We start from the raw sequence: 17471 nt of genomic DNA, 5'->3' as shown, positions 1-17471 counted from the left end.
GGTTCGCCATCAACAGAGTAGCTGCACGAATGCGTCCAGCGGTGTCGCGTGCTGCACGAATGGTGCGTGCAACAATAGTTCTTCGCTCTCGAATTCTGCGATTCCTTCGCGAATTTCTATTGGTATTCGAAGCGGCGGCGCAAACACCATGGCGCGCCACCGAAAAAGGGTGGCAGCGGGTCTGCAAACCCGTGATGAGAGATGCACCTGTAGTTTGCGCTTGCCCGTCGGCACCGTCCTTAACCGGTGCCGGCGGGCAATCCGTCGGCCTTTCTGGCGGGCGGTGCGTGGGGGCCTTCGGGCCCACCGGTCTATGGTGCTATCTCATCCCGGTTTGCAGCCACGCATCGTCCGCCACCCCGCTTACGTGGTGGCGCTGTTAAGCACAGCCAAGGAAACCGACGCCATGAACGAATCCGACACCTTCTCCTCATACGCCGCTGTTGAGCCCATCAACGACGACACCCCACTGCCGGACCTGAGCACCTTCTTGGGCATCCTCAAGCGCATGCGCGGCTGCGAAGGGGCTGATGGGCTGCCCTGGCCCGAGAACGACGTATCACCCGGCCGCCGCGTGAGCCTGGCGAGGACCGAGCGCGCGTTGGTGGGTCTGCTGACGGTGCTGGAGGTGCTGCACTCGGCAGACCGCTGCCGCATAGCAGCGGAGCCGGAGCGGCATCTGGATGAGGGGGTTGTGGATGGGCTGTTTCTGGCTTGCCGGGGGCTGGTTGAGTGGGCTTGTCGGGAAATCAGGCCAGAGTGACGCCCAATTGTCCGGACACAAATGCCATAACGCACCCGAGGTGCCGCCGCGTGTCGACGGGCCCTGCGCTGCGACGCTCGCTCAGGGTCCGTCAACGAGAGAACCAGAGGTCAGGAAGTAACCCTCTGGGCGTAGCGCAGATCCCAACCATTTTCACGGCCCAAAGCCTCTAGCTGCCCCAGCCTGCGTAAGCCTTCACGATGAGCAGCTAGGACTATCAAGGACATCAAAGCCAGAGATATCAGCTTCCAGATCTCCTTATCCCCAGCGACCGAATACCCTCGCATAACGCATATTGTTTGCAAGTCGCTTTAGCTAATCCAGGTCCACATGCAACATGCGTCACCCGTTCAGCCAAATGGCTACTCACCTAAACCAGTAGAGCATTCTTACAGCCAGCCCGATTATGCTAGCAAGGCCTCATTCGAAGACACCTGTAAACATTAGTAGTACTGCTTTATATAGCTATAGGCCTTCTCGAAGAGCTCTTCATCCGCGTGCAACTTATACTTAAAGAGAGCCTTTCGTAGCGCTTTCTTGACCTCACGCTCGCCTGCTTGCGTGCTTTGCCAGCCCGGAAAGCGAACAAGCCGCACGATCTCGTCAATATCCGAGACAACGCGTTCGACGATGATGGGCGTCTCAGGAGTCTTGATCTCGTTAAAAAGCTCGGTAAGCGCGGCCTTACCACGAACTTCGTCCTCTTCGGGCCCGACATCCTTCTCGGCTTGTAACGTCTCCTTGGCGATTTCCAGCAACTGCTTCAGAAACTCGACGCTGCTGATCTGACCGGACTCGAAGCGGTCTTTCAGCGCATCAAGCCGCTCCGATAGCTGCTTGAACTTGGGATTGCCGCCATGCCCGCGCAGCCGACGCTTGAGCTTGATCTCGACTTCCTCGGCTTTCTTCGGGTCGGGATTCGACAGCACGGCCTCCAGCAGATCAGCGTCCAGCACCAGGGTGTCGAGATCATCCCGCACGGCGTCCACATGCACGTTCTGGTGGATCAGCTCGATGGTCTTGGCACCCAGCGAATGCCAGATCAGCTTGCCGTGACCACTGGACGGTTGTACCGACTGGTACACCTGCGACAACCACTTATAGTCCTTTTCGAAGCGGCCCAGTACGGCGTCCGGTGACAGCGCCTCCCAGATCTTGCTGAGCACGCTGTACTCGGCGGCAAAGCTGTCTCGCGCCTCATTGCTGGGCAGGCACTGCTGCGCGGCAATCAGGCCCTCATAACCCTGCAGGGTGCGGTCGCAGCCGGCGAAGAACGCCAGGCATTTCTGCATCGCCCCAGGCAGCTCGTTCCTCAACTCCTGGATGTTGCTGACCACCTGCTTGACGCTCTGGTCGTCGAACTCCAGCGCTGCTGCCACATCATCGAAGATGCCGAGGTAGTCCACGATCAGGCCGTGGGTCTTCTGCTGGGAGTAAGTGCGGTTCACCCGGCAGATGGCCTGCAACAGTGTGTGGTCGCGCAGCGGCTTGTCCAGGTACATCGCCTGCAGAATGGGCGCATCGAAGCCCGTCAGCAGTTTGGCCGTGACGATGATCAGCTTCAGCGGATCTGCCGGATCGCGGAAGCGATCAAGCAGCCGCTCTTCCTCATCGCGTGAACGGTCATAGGCCGCGTACTCTGGATGCTCCTTCTTGTCTGATGCCTGCACCGACATCACTATGTCCGTGGCCTCGGGCGGCAGCAGCTTGTTCAGCTCAGTCTTAAATAGCAGGCAGGACTCGCGGTCGAACGTGACGATCTGGCCCTTGAAGCCGTTGGGCTCCACCTTGGTCTGGAAATGCTCGACGATGTCCTCGCACACCTTGCGGATACGTTCGGGCGTCTTTACCAGCACGGCCATCTTGGCGGCGGTCTTCGCGAGGTTGTCCTTGTCGAGATCCGACAGGCCGCCGGTCAGGTCTTTGTAGGCAGCGTCCAGCGCGGCCTTGTCGATGCGCAGATCGATCAAGCGGGGCTCGAAGTGCAGCTTCAGCGTGGCACCGTCGCGGATCGACTCCTCGAAGCCATACCGGCTCATGTAGCCTTTCTCGTCCTCGTCGGCGCCAAAGGCGTAGAAGGTGTTGCGATCGGCACGATTGATCGGCGTACCGGTCAGGCCGAACAGGAAAGCGTTGGGCAGCGCCTCGCGCATCTTTCGGCCCAAGTCACCTTCCTGAGTGCGATGCGCCTCGTCCACCAGGGCGATGATGTTGCTGCGGTCGTTCAGGCTGCCTGTGGCCTCGCCGAACTTGAAGATCGTCGTAATGATGATCTTGCGCACATCCTGCGCCAGCAGTTGCTGCAGCTTCTCGCGGCTGTCCGCCTTTTCCAGGTTGGGAATGTCCGCTCCGGTGAATGTGCCGGTGATCTGGCTATCGAGATCGATCCGATCCACCACGATCAATACGGTCGGGTTCTTCAGGCCGGCATGCATGCGTAACTTCTGCGCGGCGAACACCATCAGCAGTGACTTGCCCGAGCCTTGGAAGTGCCAGATCAGTCCTTTCTTGGGGTAACCTGCCAACACGCGCTCGACGAGCTTATTTGCCGCTTCAAACTGCTGGTAGCGGCAAATGATCTTAATGCGTTGCTTCTTCTTGTTATTGGCGAACAAGGTAAAGCTGCCAAGGATGTCCAGCACCACATGTGGGCGCAACATGCTCTCAGCGGACAGCTTGAGCGACTTCATCGGGTGGTACTGACCATCCTCCCCATTGCGATCCAGATGCCACGGCCCCCAATCCTTGACTGGCAGGCCGATTGAGCCGTAGTGGTAGGCCTTGCCCTCAGTGGCCACCGAGAACACATTGCAAACGAAAAGCTCAGGCACGACCTTCTCGTAGTCGTCGTGCACCTGCACCGCGCCATCGACCCAGCTGATGCACTTCTTGACTGGCGTCTTGGCCTCTATCAGCACCAGCGGCAGACCGTTTACCAACAACACCAGATCGGCACGACGCTCAGTTGGGCCTGCGCGGTAGATGAACTGCTGGGTGACGATGTACTGGTTCTGCGCCAGATCATCCAAGTCAATCAACCGTACCGGCACATGCTCGTTGTTGGCGCCGAAGGGCATCGATCGCTCGCCACGCATCCAGGCGGTCATTTCCTCGTTGGCGCGGATCAAGCCATCCGAGCGCACCGACAACACGATGGCGCGCAGCTTGTAGAGCACTTCATCGGCTCGGTCGGGCTGAGCGGCAATCTCCGGGTTCAGACGGATCAGCGCCTCGCGCAACCAGGTCTCGACCAGCACTTCCTGAATCTGGCGCGGTACCTCAGCCAAGGCGGCGTAGCGCCAGCCGATACCTTTGGGACTGGGGCCGTAGCTGGCTTGAGGTTCCTGGACGGAGTTGGCTGGGACTGCCTTGACCTGGCCGGCGAGCAGATCACGGACGTAGGATTCGACGGTGTTGGCCTCGTTAAACATTTCTTTGCCATCCAGCCAACGCTGCCGCAGAAATTTGTGTAACGAGCGAGCGGGTTGCAACCAGTCGTCCGCGCTGCAGGAGCACGGTTGCCCTTAGGCGATGTAGCTGCTCAAGTGCAGCACGCTGAGCATCAAGACTCGGAAGCCTAATGGGCATTTTCAGCAAATTGGCACGATTGATCTTCTTCATGCTCGCACTTGTTCCTGCCGCAATTCGCATCAGAAACTCGCGGGCGGAAGTCGTCTGAAGAACGGCCTCTAAGTAAATCGGATCAATCACGGCCGGCCTCGGTCTCAACCGCATCATCGTGTCTGGAAACGATACATCATCTCGTTCGTCATCGAAAATTCCGACATAGCCAACCCTGTCCGGTGTGTTGGAACGCGAAATGAGCAAATCACCTTTTGACAGTTTTGCTGAAAGCATTTTTCTGGTCGGCTCCACAGGTTTGAAGTCGCCCGTCACGTAACCATGCCGCGATAGCGCAGCAAGTCCCAAGACGAAATAACCTGTGTCTGCGTCTCTCGGCGGAGCACTGCAACCGCTATCAGGGGACCCCAGCAGTATATCTCCAAGAAGGACATCTTTGGCTATGCCCACAGCATTATTTCCAATCGCTTCGTTCTTGAACGACTGGAGTAACCCCTCCGCTGCTTTTATACTGCTCTCTTGAGTTTGAGCGGCATCCGTCGCAGTGCGCAGCAGCCTTACAAGTGACTCTTGCTCATCCTGCGGCGGTAGGGCGAACTCGAAATCAGCCAAACTTGCCCAGTTAGTCCGGGGGCTCAAGGAGCCTGCCGACGTACCCACGGCGTGATCGAAGAAGGCGTCGGTCTGGCAGATGAACGGCACCAGCGCAGGCAGCAAGACCTGCGCATCCTTGGTTTCCAATACATAGATATCACCGGAGCACACACCGGAGAAATCCGCCACAGCCACCTTCCGCTGGTAAGCACGTCGCTTACCGAACAGCACCTGCCCCGGTTGAAACACGCTGGTGAAGGTCACACCGTCAGCGACGTTGCCCCAACTGCGGATGCGCAAGTCCCCTGGTTCGAGATGTTCCAGACCGACATAGCATTCAATGCCATCCGCCAACGGATCTTGACTGCGGGCTTTCGAGAGGCGCACCACGTCGCCGAATTTCACCCGACGCCAGCCGGGTTTCAAGAATTCATTCTTCATTTTCTGCACTCACAAACGGCGTGACGTAATCGAAGAACTCCTTGTGCGCATTTCGTTTTTCCTGCCAGCGATATGGTTTGGAGGGCGGGACTTCCCGTAGCTTGCTCGTGGTGACAACCAGCCGCCGCTTCGCTCGCGAAACTCCTACGAAGAAACCACAGCGTTCTTCGTCAGGCTTGCCCCAAAACGTCTGATTCTCAACACCGAGGATGATGACCGAATCGAACTCCAGGCCTTTGCTCTTGTGGATTGTCAGAATGCGCACCGCCTTTTCATCCACAAAACGCTCAAGCGCCCTGGGCAATTCCGGCACAATTTCAAGCAGTTCTTCGATACGCACCTTGGTATCGCGTACGACCGCTTTGAGCCGATCTTGCGACTCGTAGTCGGGCGAGAGTGCTACCAATGTTTCATGCGGGATACTATTCAAAAACCCTCTCGCCGACTCCCACCAACCTGAGTAGGGCTCATCAATCAATTCTAGAAGTGATGCGCTCTTGCGTTGCGCCTTGATTAGACGATCAAAGTCCCGGCGGGTACTGGTCTGGATTTCGTCATCGGCAAAAGGCACCAGCAAGTTCATCAGCCGCACCCATGCCTTGGGCTCACGCTTGCCGTAGATGCACGACAGATAATCGACGACCAAGCGCGCTGCGGGTTCGGTGGTGATATCTTGCAGCTGTTGTTCGTTGCGGTAGGGAATACCTTTGGCCTCTAGCGCCGCAATCAGATGGTTGGCGTAGAGATCCGGTTGCTTTGAGATCAGCACGGCGATCTCCGAGTGTGGGACGAGTTCGTGATCAATCCACTCGCCGATCCGATCTGCTAGGTATTCAGCCTCTTGTCGGCTGTCTTCGAAGCCCCAAGCGAGGACCACTCCTCCATCCCCGGAAATTTTCTCTTCCGGCATGACCGATGTGGGGTCAAGCACGCGAATGATTTCGTTCTGCAAGCGCAACAGTCGCGGTTTCGAGCGAAAGTTGCGGTACATATTGAGCGGAGTCGCCGAAAAATCGGTTGCAAAGGTCTGGAAGATGCCATCGAGTGCACCGGCCCAGCCCATGATCTTCTGCTTGGTATCGCCGACAGCTGTCAGCCGTATGTTCGTACCCTGAAAGGCAAGCTTCACGAGTTCGTATTGCTGGCCAGTGCAGTCTTGGAATTCATCAAGGAAAACGTCGCTGTAGGTCTGACGAATAGCATTCCGCGGAAGCTTCGATGTTTTGAGTATCTGAATGGCGAGAGGCACCAGATCATCAAAGTCGATTTGCTTATGAGCCTCCTTGGGTTTCCCTAGCGTGTAGCCAGGCTCGAGAGCATTCTCGCCAGTCAGCACGGGGCGAAAACGATCAATGATGCGTTTGGCGAAAGCATGAAAGGTGTGACTGTCAAAGCGTGAAGCGAGCTCAGAGCCACAACGGCGCTGCACACGTTCCTTCAGATTTTTACTGGCATCCACCTTGAACGAAATCGCCAAAATTCGCTTGGGATATCTGCACGTGCCTGTGCGCAGGAGAAAATCCGCTCGCTGCGCCAGCATCTCGGTTTTCCCTGCGCCTGGCCCAGCCGTGAGTGCCAAGCAACGCTCCTGCTCTATAGCGGCAAGCAGTGCATTCGGCTCGAGCGTCAGCCCATCTGCAGGCTGCCAAGCGTCAATAGAAATCACTCGGGCAGCTCTGCCAGCTTGGCGCTAACGGCATCAGCCAGCCTGCTCAGTGATGCGGGCATGTCCTCCAGCAGCCCTGCATCCGTCAGTTGGGCCAGTGCCTCGATGTGGGCTGCCGGTTTGCTGCCGAGTTTGAACCGCTGGTGATAGGTACTGAACATTTTCAGTTCGTCTTCACTGTACTGGCTCGCGTCATTATAGCTTTTCCCAAGCACAGCCTTGATCGTTGATTCATCCGGCTCATCCTCTTCGACGCCGTAGGCATCGGGGAATGAAAGCAGCATAGCGAAGTCGAGGTCCATGGGATACGAGAAGTACACACCTCTTTCCTCAAGCTTCTCAAGATAGCCATCATAATCCCGGACCATGTATTTTTTTGAATCCCACTTCGGGATCCCGTGGTCTTTGGGCAGCTTCTGTTCCGGCCGAAACTTTCCAAGTTGATCATTGACGTACTTGATCCGCCCCCAGCCAGCGGCGTAACGAGCCACATCCAGGTCAAGCAGTGTCAGATATGGGATTTGCAAAGCCGAGAGCAGGCGCCAGAAGTGATTGACGTGCCTGCCCCCCAGAGGCGCAATCGTGACTGCTGATTCATCAACTGGCGCACCTTTGACCTGCAGCAGGCGTGGCAACACGATCTCTTCGCTATCGCCTTCGCCCAATACGACTAAACGCGAGAAATAGATCTCCGGAAATGCTTGGACGGCTTCCCGCACGAATTTGTGCGCTTCGTCAGTGCATTCGGGCAACTGAATGTCTGTGACGCGTGATTGCCGTGCTTCGGTCAGCCGCAGATAGCGGATGTACTCTGGCGCGACTCGTCGCAGCATTGACGGTGCATGCGTGGCGATGAGTGCTTGCGCGTCCGGGTGTTGAACCATGGTGTTCAAGGAACTAACGATGCGTCCCAGGTAGTGCGGTGAGAGGCTGTTCTCAGGCTCTTCAACAGCTACTAGCGTGAAGATAGGAGGGCGCAATTTATCTGGGTCAAACGATGTGTCTTGCCCGGCGAGCACGGCACGCCCAATGGCTTGAGACGATAGTGCGAGAGAGAGGTAAAGCATCGACTTCTGACCATCGCTCAGCCTGGAAAAATCGACCAGACTCTCATCGTGTCCAGGGGAAAATGAGACTGACATGTGGCGAAGCAAGGCTTCGATCTCAGAGGCCACAAAGGTGATCTTCGGATCGGCAAAGAACTTGCCTTTGTGCAGCGCGGCCCAAGTCGTTTTCAGACTCTCGCTCAGTGTATTGACCGACGGATTTGCCGCCAAGCTGTCACTGATCTGATCGGTCAGCGCTTTAATCGCGTCGCGCTCCGCATCCCATTTCACTGCGCGAAGCATCCTTCCTAGAAGGGCGTTGGCGCCGTATGCGATGTGGCTGGCAGGATCACGCTGTGCCGGAAGATAGTGAACGTGGATATGGTTACGCTCGGCGCGCGGGACTTGCGCAGTACTGAGTGGCTCACCGTCAGCATCCAGGTCCAGTACATACGCCATGGATTCTTCGATATCGCCATCTGCTCCCAGGGTTGCACTGAGACGGTAACGAACGCGCGGAATACCGTCGGGCTCGTCCAGTCGCATGTGCGCAAAGTTTGGGGCAACGGTCGTGTTGTCTGCATCTTCTGCCAGCTCAGGAAAAAGGAAGTCGGCCTCGATCCAGAGGTGTCGTTCGTCTGGCGCTTCTTCTTCACTGCTGGGCACATGGAAATCTGAACGCAGAATCCTGCGCAGCGACGGGTCGAAGGCGAAGAGTCGGCACAAGGCCTGCAGTGCAGCCGTTTTACCTGAGCCATTCGGGCCAATCAGGTAGGTGATGTCTTCGAGCGTGATCTCAGTGGGATCTTCACCGAATGACCGGAAGTTCGACAACCGAATTGTTTGGAGCTTCATTGGGTGTCCTCAGCCTTGGAAAGGCTATCCAGCGTTTCCACCAGCGCGTCCATCTGTTGCCAGAAGATGCGACCATCGGTTTGCCATTGATCCCAGGCTGAACGCGGCGAAACCGCGTCGCCATTGCTGTCGGCGGCAACGATGGCGGCAGCGCGCTTCACGTACAGTGGAATCGAGAGATTGCCCGCATTGGCGCCGATTTCGGTCAGGGTGGCGACCTTAGCGAATCCAGGCGCATCTTCAAAGGTCTTGTAGGCGGTCAGGATGCGCTGTTGATGCTCGGGCTTCAGAAAGCTCTGCGCCCGCTCCCGGCTGACCTCGCTCACCGCGTCGATGAAGATCACCTTGCCCTTGCAATCGGCGGCCTTCTTGCGGTTGCAGATGACGATGCACGACTCCATCGGGGAGTTGTAGAACAGGTTGGGACCCAGGCCGATGACCGCTTCCACCCAGTCTTGCTCGACCATCTTGGCGCGCATGGCCTGTTCTTCGTTACGGAACAGCACGCCGTGCGGCCAGAGCACAGCACTACGCCCCTTGGCGGTGAGGCTGGTCAGGATGTGCTGCTGGAAGGCGTAATCGGCGCGACCTTGCGGCGGCGTGCCAAGCGAGTTGCGGCCCCACCTGTCACTGCTCCAGGCCTCGCGATTCCACTGCTTGATGGAGTATGGCGGGTTGGCCAGGATCACATCGAACTGACGCAAGCGGTCGCCTTCGATGTGCTTGGGTTCGGCCAGGGTGTCGCCCCGGATGATTTCGAAGTCCTCCACGCCGTGCAGGAACAGGTTCATGCGGGCGATGGATGAGGTGATGAGATTGCGCTCTTGCCCGTAAAGCTTGAGCGTGCGGTATTCGCCACCCGAGCGCTTCACTTCGTCCAGCGCCGAGATCAGCATGCCGCCGGTACCGCAAGTGGGATCGTAGATCGACTCGCCCGCCTGAGGCGCCAGGAGTTGCGTCATCAGGTGCACGACGGTGCGATTCGTGTAGAACTCGGCAGCCGTATGGCCGGAATCGTCCGCGAACTTCTTGATCAGGTACTCGTAGGCGTTGCCCAACTCGTCCTCGGGGACGTTGGCCACGGATAGTGTCTGGGTCGAAAAGTGCTCGATCAGATTTTTCAGCGTTTCATCAGGCAGGCGCTCGCGATTGGTCCAGGCCGCATCGCCGAAGATGCCGTCGAGCAGGTCCGGGTTGGCCGTTTCGATGACGCGCATGGCTTTCTGGATGGCTGCGCCCACGTTCTTCGGCGTCTGACGCACATCGGTCCAGTGAGCGCCTTGGGGGATCTGGAAGCGGTGGTTCTCGGCGAACTGTGCATACGAGAGGTCGCCCTTCGAGCTGGCTAGAGCCGCCTGGTATTCCTCCTCCCACACATCCGACACGCGCTTGTAGAACAGCAACGGGAAGATGAACTGCTTGTAGTCGCCGGCGTCGATGAGGCCGCGAAGCAGCACGGCTGCGCCCCAGAGATAGCTTTCGAGTTCTTGATGGCTGATGCGTTTGGTGCTGCAAGCTTTCTCTTGTTCCATCTGGGCAAACTTTTCCTTCAATCGAGAGCGCGCAGCATTAGCTAATTCTTCAGTAAATATCCTGTTGTCTTTGAATGGGCGGTCCGAACTCACTTCAGCCATCCCCCTTCAGTCATGACCTGCGCGAGCCGCTCTTCGGCTTCACGGCAGCGGGTGAGCGCGTCCTTGAATGTCGCGATAGCATCAGGCAGCGGTGGGATGTTTTCGTGCAATGGCGGCAAGACATAGCGCGGGATGTTCAGCGTCCAGTCTTCGGCCTTGATCTCGTCGAGACTGACTAAGCGGACTGCGTCCTGCACGTCAACAAAGCCGCGATACCAGCCGAGGATCTCGGCGGCGTGCTCAGGTTCCAGATAGTTCTGCGCCCGCCCACGACGGAACAGGCGCGACGCATCAGCGATCAGCACCTTCTTCTTGTGTTTGGTCGGCTTGCGCTTGCGCAAGACCAGGATGCACGCAGCTAGGCCGGTGCCGTAGAACAGGTTGGGCGCCAACCCGATCACCGCCTCAACCAGATCCATTTCCAGCAGCTTCTGGCGAATGCTGCCTTCCACACCTTTGCGAAACAGGGCGCCTTGGGGCAGTACCACGGCCATCCGGCCGCTGACGTCAGCCATTGACTTGACCATGTGCTGCACCCACGCGAAGTCACCGCTGGATGCCGGCGGCAGGCCAGCGAAGTTGCGCCCGTAGGGATCGTTGATCCAGAGTTCCTCGCCCCACTTCTCAAGCGAGAACGGCGGATTGGCAATCACACAGTCAAAGGTGGCCAGACGGTCACCTTCGAAGAAGGCCGGGCTGCGCAGAGTGTCACCACGCATCACATGGAAATCCTCGATGCCGTGCAGGAACAGGTTCATGCGAGCGATAGAGGAGGTAGTCAGGTTCTTTTCCTGGCCATAGAGCTTGCCCCATAGCCGCTTGACGTCACCATGCTGCTCCTTCACGTGCTGCACGGCAGCCAGCAGCATGCCCCCGGTACCACAAGCAGGGTCGTAGATGGTCTCGGCCTCCTTGGGATCTAGCATGTCGATCATCAGCCGCACGACGCTGCGTGGGGTATAGAACTCGCCAGCCTTCTTGTTGGTGGCGTCGGCGAATTTCTTGATCAAATATTCGTAAGCATCGCCTAGCAGGTCCGAATTGACGTTAGTGTTGCCGAACGGCAGCTTGGAGAAATGCTCGATCAAGTCCTTAAGCAAGGCATCGGACAGCCGCTCCTTGTTTGACCACTGGGCATCGCCGAATACGCCGTACAGGGTTTCGGGATTGGCCTTCTCAATTTCGCGCATCGCACGCTGTAGGGCCGTCCCGACATTGCTGGCCTTAGTGCGAACGTCGTTCCAGTGGCTGTCTTCCGGGATCTGGAAGCGATGCGACTCCGGGAACCAGGCCAGTTGCTCGTCGCCAGTCTCGTCCACGATGTCTTGGTACTCCTCGTCCCAGACATCACAGATGCGCTTGAAGAACAGCAGCGGGAAGATGTAGGTCTTGAAGTCAGCCGCATCCACCGGGCCGCGCAGGATGTTGGCGGACTCCCAGAGGTGGCCCTCGAGCTGATTGAGGGTGAATTTCTGTTCGCTCACAATGCGCCTTTCTTATGACGTGCATATCAGCTTGATTGCTGATTTAAAACAGTGATGCGCTTGAAGCTCTCCTCGGGAGTACGCAGTCAGACAGGAGGCCAAGGAACTCCTCCAATCACACCCCAGCTACTGGAGCAACTGGATTCCAGCGCGCTGAATACTCACTTCCCAAAGAGAAGCGGAGCAAATTAATGTGGCCAGACGAACCATCTATGCCCTTACGATGGGCCCAATTCAGTCGGCCACTTCCCCTCCTGCTTCAATCGCCGCGAATACCAAGCCGCCCGTGCGCTGGAACACGCGAATCTCGAGTTCAGGGAGGTTTACCCCTTATTCTAGGCCAGTGAGACAGGCCCTGGGACACCTTAGGATGGCAAATGCCATCCTACAAATGAAAACGGCCTCGGCTCACCCTCTCCAACAAGGGCGCCTCTCGGCGCCCTCGTTCTTTCAACTCATTCCCACTCAATAGTCGCCGGCGGCTTCCCCGAGATGTCATAAACCACCCGCGACACCCCCCGCAACTCATTGATGATCCGGTTGCTCACCGTCCCCAGGAACTCATACGGCAGATGCGCCCAATGCGCCGTCATGAAGTCAATCGTCTCCACGGCACGCAGCGCAATCACCCACTCATAAGCGCGCGCGTCGCCCACCACGCCCACCGACTTCACCGGCAGGAACACGGCAAACGCCTGGCTGGTCTTGTCGTACAGGTCCGCCTTGCGCAGCTCATCAATGAAGATGGCATCGGCCTTGGCCAGCAGTTCGGCGTATTCGCGCTTCACTTCGCCCAGGATGCGCACGCCCAGGCCCGGGCCCGGGAACGGGTGGCGGTAGACCATGGTGCGTGGCAGGCCCAGCTCAACGCCCAGGCGGCGCACTTCGTCCTTGAACAGCTCGCGCAGCGGCTCCACCAGGCCCAGCTTCATGTGCTCCGGCAGGCCGCCCACGTTGTGGTGGCTCTTGATCACATGCGCCTTGCCGGTCTTGCTGCCGGCCGACTCGATCACGTCCGGGTAGATGGTGCCCTGCGCCAGCCACTTGGCATTCTTCAGCTTGTTCGACTCTTCGTCGAAGATCTCGACGAACAGGTTGCCGATGATCTTGCGCTTGGCTTCCGGGTCGCTCACGCCTTCCAGCGCGGCGAAGTAACGGTCGGCGGCGTTCACGCGCACCACCTTCACGCCCATGTGCTCGGCGAACATCGCCATCACCTGGTCGCCTTCCTGCCAGCGCAGCAGGCCGGTATCCACGAACACGCAGGTCAGCTTCTCGCCGATGGCCTTGTGCAGCAGCGCGGCCACCACAGACGAATCGACGCCGCCGGACAGGCCCAGGATCACTTCGTCATCGCCCACCTGTTCGCGCACGCGGGCGATCTGGTCGTCGATGATGTTGGCAGCGGTCCACAGGGTCTGGCAGCCGCACACGTCCACCACGAAGCGGCGCAGCAGCGCCTGGCCCTGCAGGGTGTGGGTCACTTCCGGGTGGAACTGCACGCCGTACCAGCGCTTTTCTTCGTTGGCCATGGCGGCCACCGGAATGCGGTCGGTGGTGGCGGTGATGGTGAAGCCCGGCGGCGCAACGGAGACGTGGTCGCCGTGGCTCATCCAGACATTCAGCTTCGGCTCGCCGCCGTGGTCGCTCAGGCCCTTGAACAGTGCATCCGGGTTAATGACGTTCACTTCAGCGTGGCCGAACTCGCGCTGGTCCGCTGCTTCGGTGGCACCGCCCAGCTGCGCGGCCAGGGTCTGCATGCCGTAGCAGATGCCGAAGATCGGCAGGCCGCTGTCGAACACTTCCTGCGGCGCGGCCGGGGCACCCGGCAGCGTGGTCGATTCCGGGCCACCGGACAGGATGATGCCCTTGGCACCGAACGCGGCGATCTCGGCCGGGTTGTGGTCCCACGCCCAGATTTCGCAGTAGACGCCCAGCTCGCGGATGCGGCGGGCGATCAGCTGCGTGTACTGCGCGCCGAAATCGAGGATGAGGATCTTGTCGTTATGGATGTTGGTCATGGTGCCGTTCCAGTGGTGTTTTTCGCAGCGCCCGGCGCTTCAAGGCTCTGCGTCAGCGTGGCGATGAACGCCTCGCGTTGTTGAATATGTGAGGCATCTTCCTCGTCCCAGCGCAGCATCAGCAGGCCGTGCGGTGCGTTGGGGTTGGAGCGGTCGGCGCGCGGCAGCTCGGCGATTTCCTGCACCTCGGTGCCGGGCACGATGCGCCGTTGAAAGGCGCGCATCGGGTAGCCAGATGCTTTCGCAGTACCCCAATCGGCCATCGCGGCACTCATCCGCTTCGGCTCCAGCGGCCCCAGCTCGGCGGTGACCACAGGATCTTCAAGCCTGTCACCCAGATCGGTAACGCACCGCAGGATGACCTGCAGCGGGCGCTCGCCGGTGCCTTTCAGCAGCCAGCGCTGTTCGCCAGCGGCCTGCACCTGCCAGCCTTTCGGCAGCGAGAACGCGTTCTGGCACGCCTGTACGTCCTGCAATTGCGAAACCGCCGCGCCCGGAGACCCGGAGCGCGGCGGCGGTTCGGACAACGAACAGCCTGCCATCAGCAGGCTGCCCGTAATCGCAAGAGCAGTTCGCAAGCGCATCAGGCGCGGTAGTTCGGCGGCTCTTTGGTGATCGTCACGTCGTGGACGTGGCTCTCACGCTGGCCGGCGCCGCTGATCTTCACGAACTTGGGCTTGCTGCGCATGTCTTCGATGGTGGCGCAGCCCACGTAGCCCATGGTGGCGCGCAGGCCGCCCATCAGCTGGTGGATGATGCCGCCCACCGGGCCGCGGTACGGCACGCGGCCTTCGATGCCTTCCGGCACCAGCTTGTCGGCGGTGGCAGCGTCCTGGAAGTAGCGGTCCTTCGACCCCTTCTCCATGGCAGCCAGCGAACCCATGCCGCGGTAGCTCTTGTACGAACGGCCCTGGTACAGCTCGGTCTCGCCCGGCGATTCCTCGGTACCGGCCAGCAGGCCACCGACCATGATGGTCGAGGCGCCAGCGGCCAGCGCCTTGCCGATGTCGCCCGAGTAGCGGATGCCACCGTCGGCGATCAGCGGGATGCGGTCCTGCAGCGCTTCGGCCACCAGGTCGATCGCGGTGACCTGCGGCACGCCGACGCCGGCGACGACGCGGGTGGTGCAGATCGAGCCCGGGCCGATGCCGACCTTCACTGCGTCCGCGCCACTGTCCAGCAGCGCCAGTGCCGCTTCGCCGGTGCAGATGTTGCCACCGATGACCTGCACGTTCGGGAAGTTCTTCTTGACCCAGCTGACGCGGTCCAGCACGCCCTGCGAGTGGCCGTGCGCGGTATCGACCACGATCACGTCCACGCCGGCGGCGACCAGCGCTTCCACGCGGCGATCGGTATCGCCACCCACGCCGACGGCAGCGCCGACCAGCAGGCGGGTCGACAGGTCCTTGGCAGCGTTCGGGAAGTCGGTGTTCTTCTGGATGTCCTTGACGGTGATCAGGCCACGCAGTTCGAACGAATCGTTGACCACCAGCACCTTTTCGATGCGGTTGCGGTGCAGCAGCTGCAGCACTTCGTCGGACGCGGCGCCTTCCTTGACCGTGATCAGGCGATCCTTCTTGGTCATGATGTGGCGGACCGGATCGTCCAGCTCGGTCTCGAAGCGCATGTCGCGGTGGGTCACGATGCCGGCCAGCAGGCCGTCGCTGCCCACTACCGGCACGCCGGAGATGTTGTGCGCCTGGGTCAGGGCCAGCACGTCGCGGATGGTGGTTTCCGGGCCGACGGTGATCGGGTCGCGGATGACACCGGCCTCGAACTTCTTGACCTTGGCCACTTCCGCGGCCTGCTGTTCCAGGCTGAGATTCTTGTGGATGATGCCCATGCCACCCAGCTGTGCCATGGCGATGGCCAGGCGGGCTTCGGTGACGGTATCCATGGCCGCAGACAGGATCGGAAGCTTGAGCTTCAGGTCTCGGGTCAACCGCGTTTCGAGGTTGACGTCCTTGGGCAGGATGGTCGAGTGGGCGGGGACGAGCGAGACGTCGTCGTAAGTGAGTGCTTCAGCCTGGATGCGCAGCATCGGCATACCCGAGATGTGGGGAAGCGCGACATTTTACCCCTTTTCAGGAGCCAAGAACAGCATTTTTGGTAGCCAGAATTGGAACTCCGCGCGACACAGTGTCGCACCCGCTCACCTGTAGAGCCGAGCCCATGCTCGGCTGCTTTCCGCCAGACCGCGATGAGCCGAGCATAGGCTCGGCTCTACAGGAGGCCCGAAGCCCGGCGCCACCAAGCGGTGCCGCAGTGTCGCGCGGGGCGGTGATTCATTCAGGGGGGCGGACCCCGTCCCTGGTAGGTGCCAACCTTGGTTGGCACAACGCGTCCGGCGCCGGTACCCCAGATGGGCCGATGGCCCCGACGGATGTGTGCCAACCAAGGTTGGCACCCACCAACAGCAGATCTCCCCAATCGCAGGTCAGCTCAGTGCTTCCGCCGCTTCCAGGGTGTTCTGCATCAGCGTGGCCACGGTCATCGGGCCCACGCCACCCGGCACCGGGGTGATCCAGCTGGCCCGCTGGGCAGCCGCTTCAAACCCGACGTCACCCACCAGACGGCCGTCATCCAGCCGGTTGATACCCACGTCGATCACCACTGCGCCCGGCTTCACCCATTCGCCCGGCACGATGCCCGGGCGGCCCACCGCCACCACCAGGATGTCGGCGTTGCGCACGGCCTGTTCCAGCACGTCCTTGGGGGTGAACTTGTGGCAGCTGGTCACGGTGCAGCCGGCAATCAGCAGCTCCAGGCCCATCGGGCGGCCGACGTGGTTGCTCACGCCCACAATGGTGGCGTTGCGGCCGCGCACCGGCTGGTCGGTGTGGCCCAGCAACGTGGTGATGCCACGCGGGGTGCACGGGCGCAGGCCGAATTCGCGCAGGGCCAAGTGGCCGACGTTTTCCGGATGGAAACCGTCCACGTCCTTGCGCGGGTTGATGCGCTGGATCAGCCGGCGCGCGTCGGGGATGCCCGGCAGCGGCAGCTGGATCAGGATGCCGTTGATCTTCGGATCGGCGTTGAGCTGGTCGATCAGGTCGAGCAGCTCGGCTTCGGTGGTACCGGCCGGCAGATCGTAGTCATGCGCCTCGATGCCGACCTTCTCGGCGGCACGGCGCTTGTTGCGCACGTACACGGTCGAAGCCGGATCGCCACCGACCAGCACCACGGCCAGGCCCGGACGGCTGCCACCGGCGGCCACGCGGGCGTCAACGCGCACCTTCAGGCTGTCGAGCAGGTCCTCGGCGATACGGCGGCCATCGAGGATGCGGGCAGGATGCTGGGGGGCGGAATCGGTCATCGGGAGCGGGGGGACGGCGGCGGCGGGGACGCTATTGTCCCCGATTCAGGCCCCCTCGCCCACCGGGGT

At 60.1% G+C, this 17471-nt stretch carries 11 protein-coding genes; 1 reads left to right on the top strand and 10 read right to left on the bottom strand.

All coding sequences use genetic code 11. The features are described from left to right. Positions 1-406 precede the first annotated feature (406 nt). The gene (locus D7Y61_RS00645; RefSeq protein WP_180864534.1) at positions 407-763 is read left to right on the top strand and encodes a hypothetical protein; all 357 of its coding nucleotides are present in this window, start codon (positions 407-409) and stop codon (positions 761-763) included. A gap of 443 nt (positions 764-1206) precedes the next feature. Here the strand turns inward: D7Y61_RS00645 and D7Y61_RS00640 are convergent, their stop codons facing one another. The 10 genes from D7Y61_RS00640 to folD all read right to left on the bottom strand — a co-directional run bounded on the left by D7Y61_RS00640 (position 1207) and on the right by folD (position 17402). Then, entirely contained in the window at positions 1207-4194 is a 2988-nt protein-coding gene (locus D7Y61_RS00640; protein ID WP_180864533.1) for a type I restriction endonuclease subunit R, read from the bottom strand. Further along, entirely contained in the window at positions 4187-5380 is a 1194-nt protein-coding gene (locus D7Y61_RS00635; RefSeq protein WP_180864532.1) for a restriction endonuclease subunit S, read from the bottom strand. Before D7Y61_RS00635 ends, D7Y61_RS00640 begins: the two co-directional genes overlap by 8 nt. Then, positions 5370-7046 (bottom strand): UvrD-helicase domain-containing protein, encoded by a 1677-nt coding sequence (locus D7Y61_RS00630; RefSeq protein WP_180864531.1) that lies wholly within the window; start codon positions 7044-7046, stop codon positions 5370-5372. The genes D7Y61_RS00635 and D7Y61_RS00630 overlap by 11 nt, the downstream gene beginning before the upstream one ends. Continuing rightward, complete coding sequence (locus D7Y61_RS00625) at positions 7043-8947, bottom strand: ATP-dependent nuclease (protein ID WP_180864530.1); 1905 nt, start codon at positions 8945-8947, stop codon at positions 7043-7045. Before D7Y61_RS00625 ends, D7Y61_RS00630 begins: the two co-directional genes overlap by 4 nt. Continuing rightward, positions 8944-10581, bottom strand: coding sequence for a type I restriction-modification system subunit M (locus D7Y61_RS00620; RefSeq protein WP_258010162.1), 1638 nt, complete (start codon positions 10579-10581; stop codon positions 8944-8946). Before D7Y61_RS00620 ends, D7Y61_RS00625 begins: the two co-directional genes overlap by 4 nt. Then, complete coding sequence (locus tag D7Y61_RS00615; RefSeq protein ID WP_180864529.1) at positions 10569-12065, bottom strand: type I restriction-modification system subunit M; 1497 nt, start codon at positions 12063-12065, stop codon at positions 10569-10571. Before D7Y61_RS00615 ends, D7Y61_RS00620 begins: the two co-directional genes overlap by 13 nt. 455 nt (positions 12066-12520) lie before the next feature. Continuing rightward, on the bottom strand, positions 12521-14086 hold the full coding sequence (guaA, locus tag D7Y61_RS00610; RefSeq protein WP_005413109.1) for a glutamine-hydrolyzing GMP synthase: 1566 nt from the start codon (positions 14084-14086) through the stop codon (positions 12521-12523). After that, a complete protein-coding gene (locus tag D7Y61_RS00605; protein ID WP_180864623.1) occupies positions 14083-14562 on the bottom strand; it encodes a hypothetical protein in 480 nt (159 codons plus the stop codon). The genes guaA and D7Y61_RS00605 overlap by 4 nt, the downstream gene beginning before the upstream one ends. A 107-nt stretch (positions 14563-14669) precedes the next feature. Beyond that, positions 14670-16127: an IMP dehydrogenase gene (gene guaB, locus D7Y61_RS00600; protein WP_005409308.1), complete on the bottom strand. Its 1458-nt coding sequence runs from the start codon at positions 16125-16127 to the stop codon at positions 14670-14672. A gap of 396 nt (positions 16128-16523) precedes the next feature. Further along, entirely contained in the window at positions 16524-17402 is an 879-nt protein-coding gene (folD, locus tag D7Y61_RS00595; protein WP_180864528.1) for a bifunctional methylenetetrahydrofolate dehydrogenase/methenyltetrahydrofolate cyclohydrolase FolD, read from the bottom strand. Between the last annotated feature and the right edge of the window lie 69 nt (positions 17403-17471).

Origin of the sequence: Stenotrophomonas maltophilia (assembly GCF_013464485.1) — a bacterium.
Taxonomy (GTDB): Bacteria; Pseudomonadota; Gammaproteobacteria; order Xanthomonadales; family Xanthomonadaceae; genus Stenotrophomonas; species Stenotrophomonas maltophilia_AW.
The sequence above is the reverse complement of the archived record's forward strand: the minus strand, read 5'-3'. Positions and strand labels throughout refer to the sequence as shown.

What these genes read in the sequence shown, in the direction of transcription:
- D7Y61_RS00645 (WP_180864534.1), top strand. Translation starts at nt 407, where the DNA reads ATGAACGAATCCGACACCTTCTCCTCATACGCCGCTGTTGAGCCCATC.
- D7Y61_RS00640 (WP_180864533.1), bottom strand. Translation starts at nt 4,194, where the DNA reads ATGTTTAACGAGGCCAACACCGTCGAATCCTACGTCCGTGATCTGCTC.
- D7Y61_RS00635 (WP_180864532.1), bottom strand. Translation starts at nt 5,380, where the DNA reads ATGAAGAATGAATTCTTGAAACCCGGCTGGCGTCGGGTGAAATTCGGC.
- D7Y61_RS00625 (WP_180864530.1), bottom strand. Translation starts at nt 8,947, where the DNA reads ATGAAGCTCCAAACAATTCGGTTGTCGAACTTCCGGTCATTCGGTGAA.
- D7Y61_RS00620 (WP_258010162.1), bottom strand. Translation starts at nt 10,581, where the DNA reads ATGGCTGAAGTGAGTTCGGACCGCCCATTCAAAGACAACAGGATATTT.
- guaA (WP_005413109.1), bottom strand. Translation starts at nt 14,086, where the DNA reads ATGACCAACATCCATAACGACAAGATCCTCATCCTCGATTTCGGCGCG.
- guaB (WP_005409308.1), bottom strand. Translation starts at nt 16,127, where the DNA reads ATGCTGCGCATCCAGGCTGAAGCACTCACTTACGACGACGTCTCGCTC.
- folD (WP_180864528.1), bottom strand. Translation starts at nt 17,402, where the DNA reads ATGACCGATTCCGCCCCCCAGCATCCTGCCCGCATCCTCGATGGCCGC.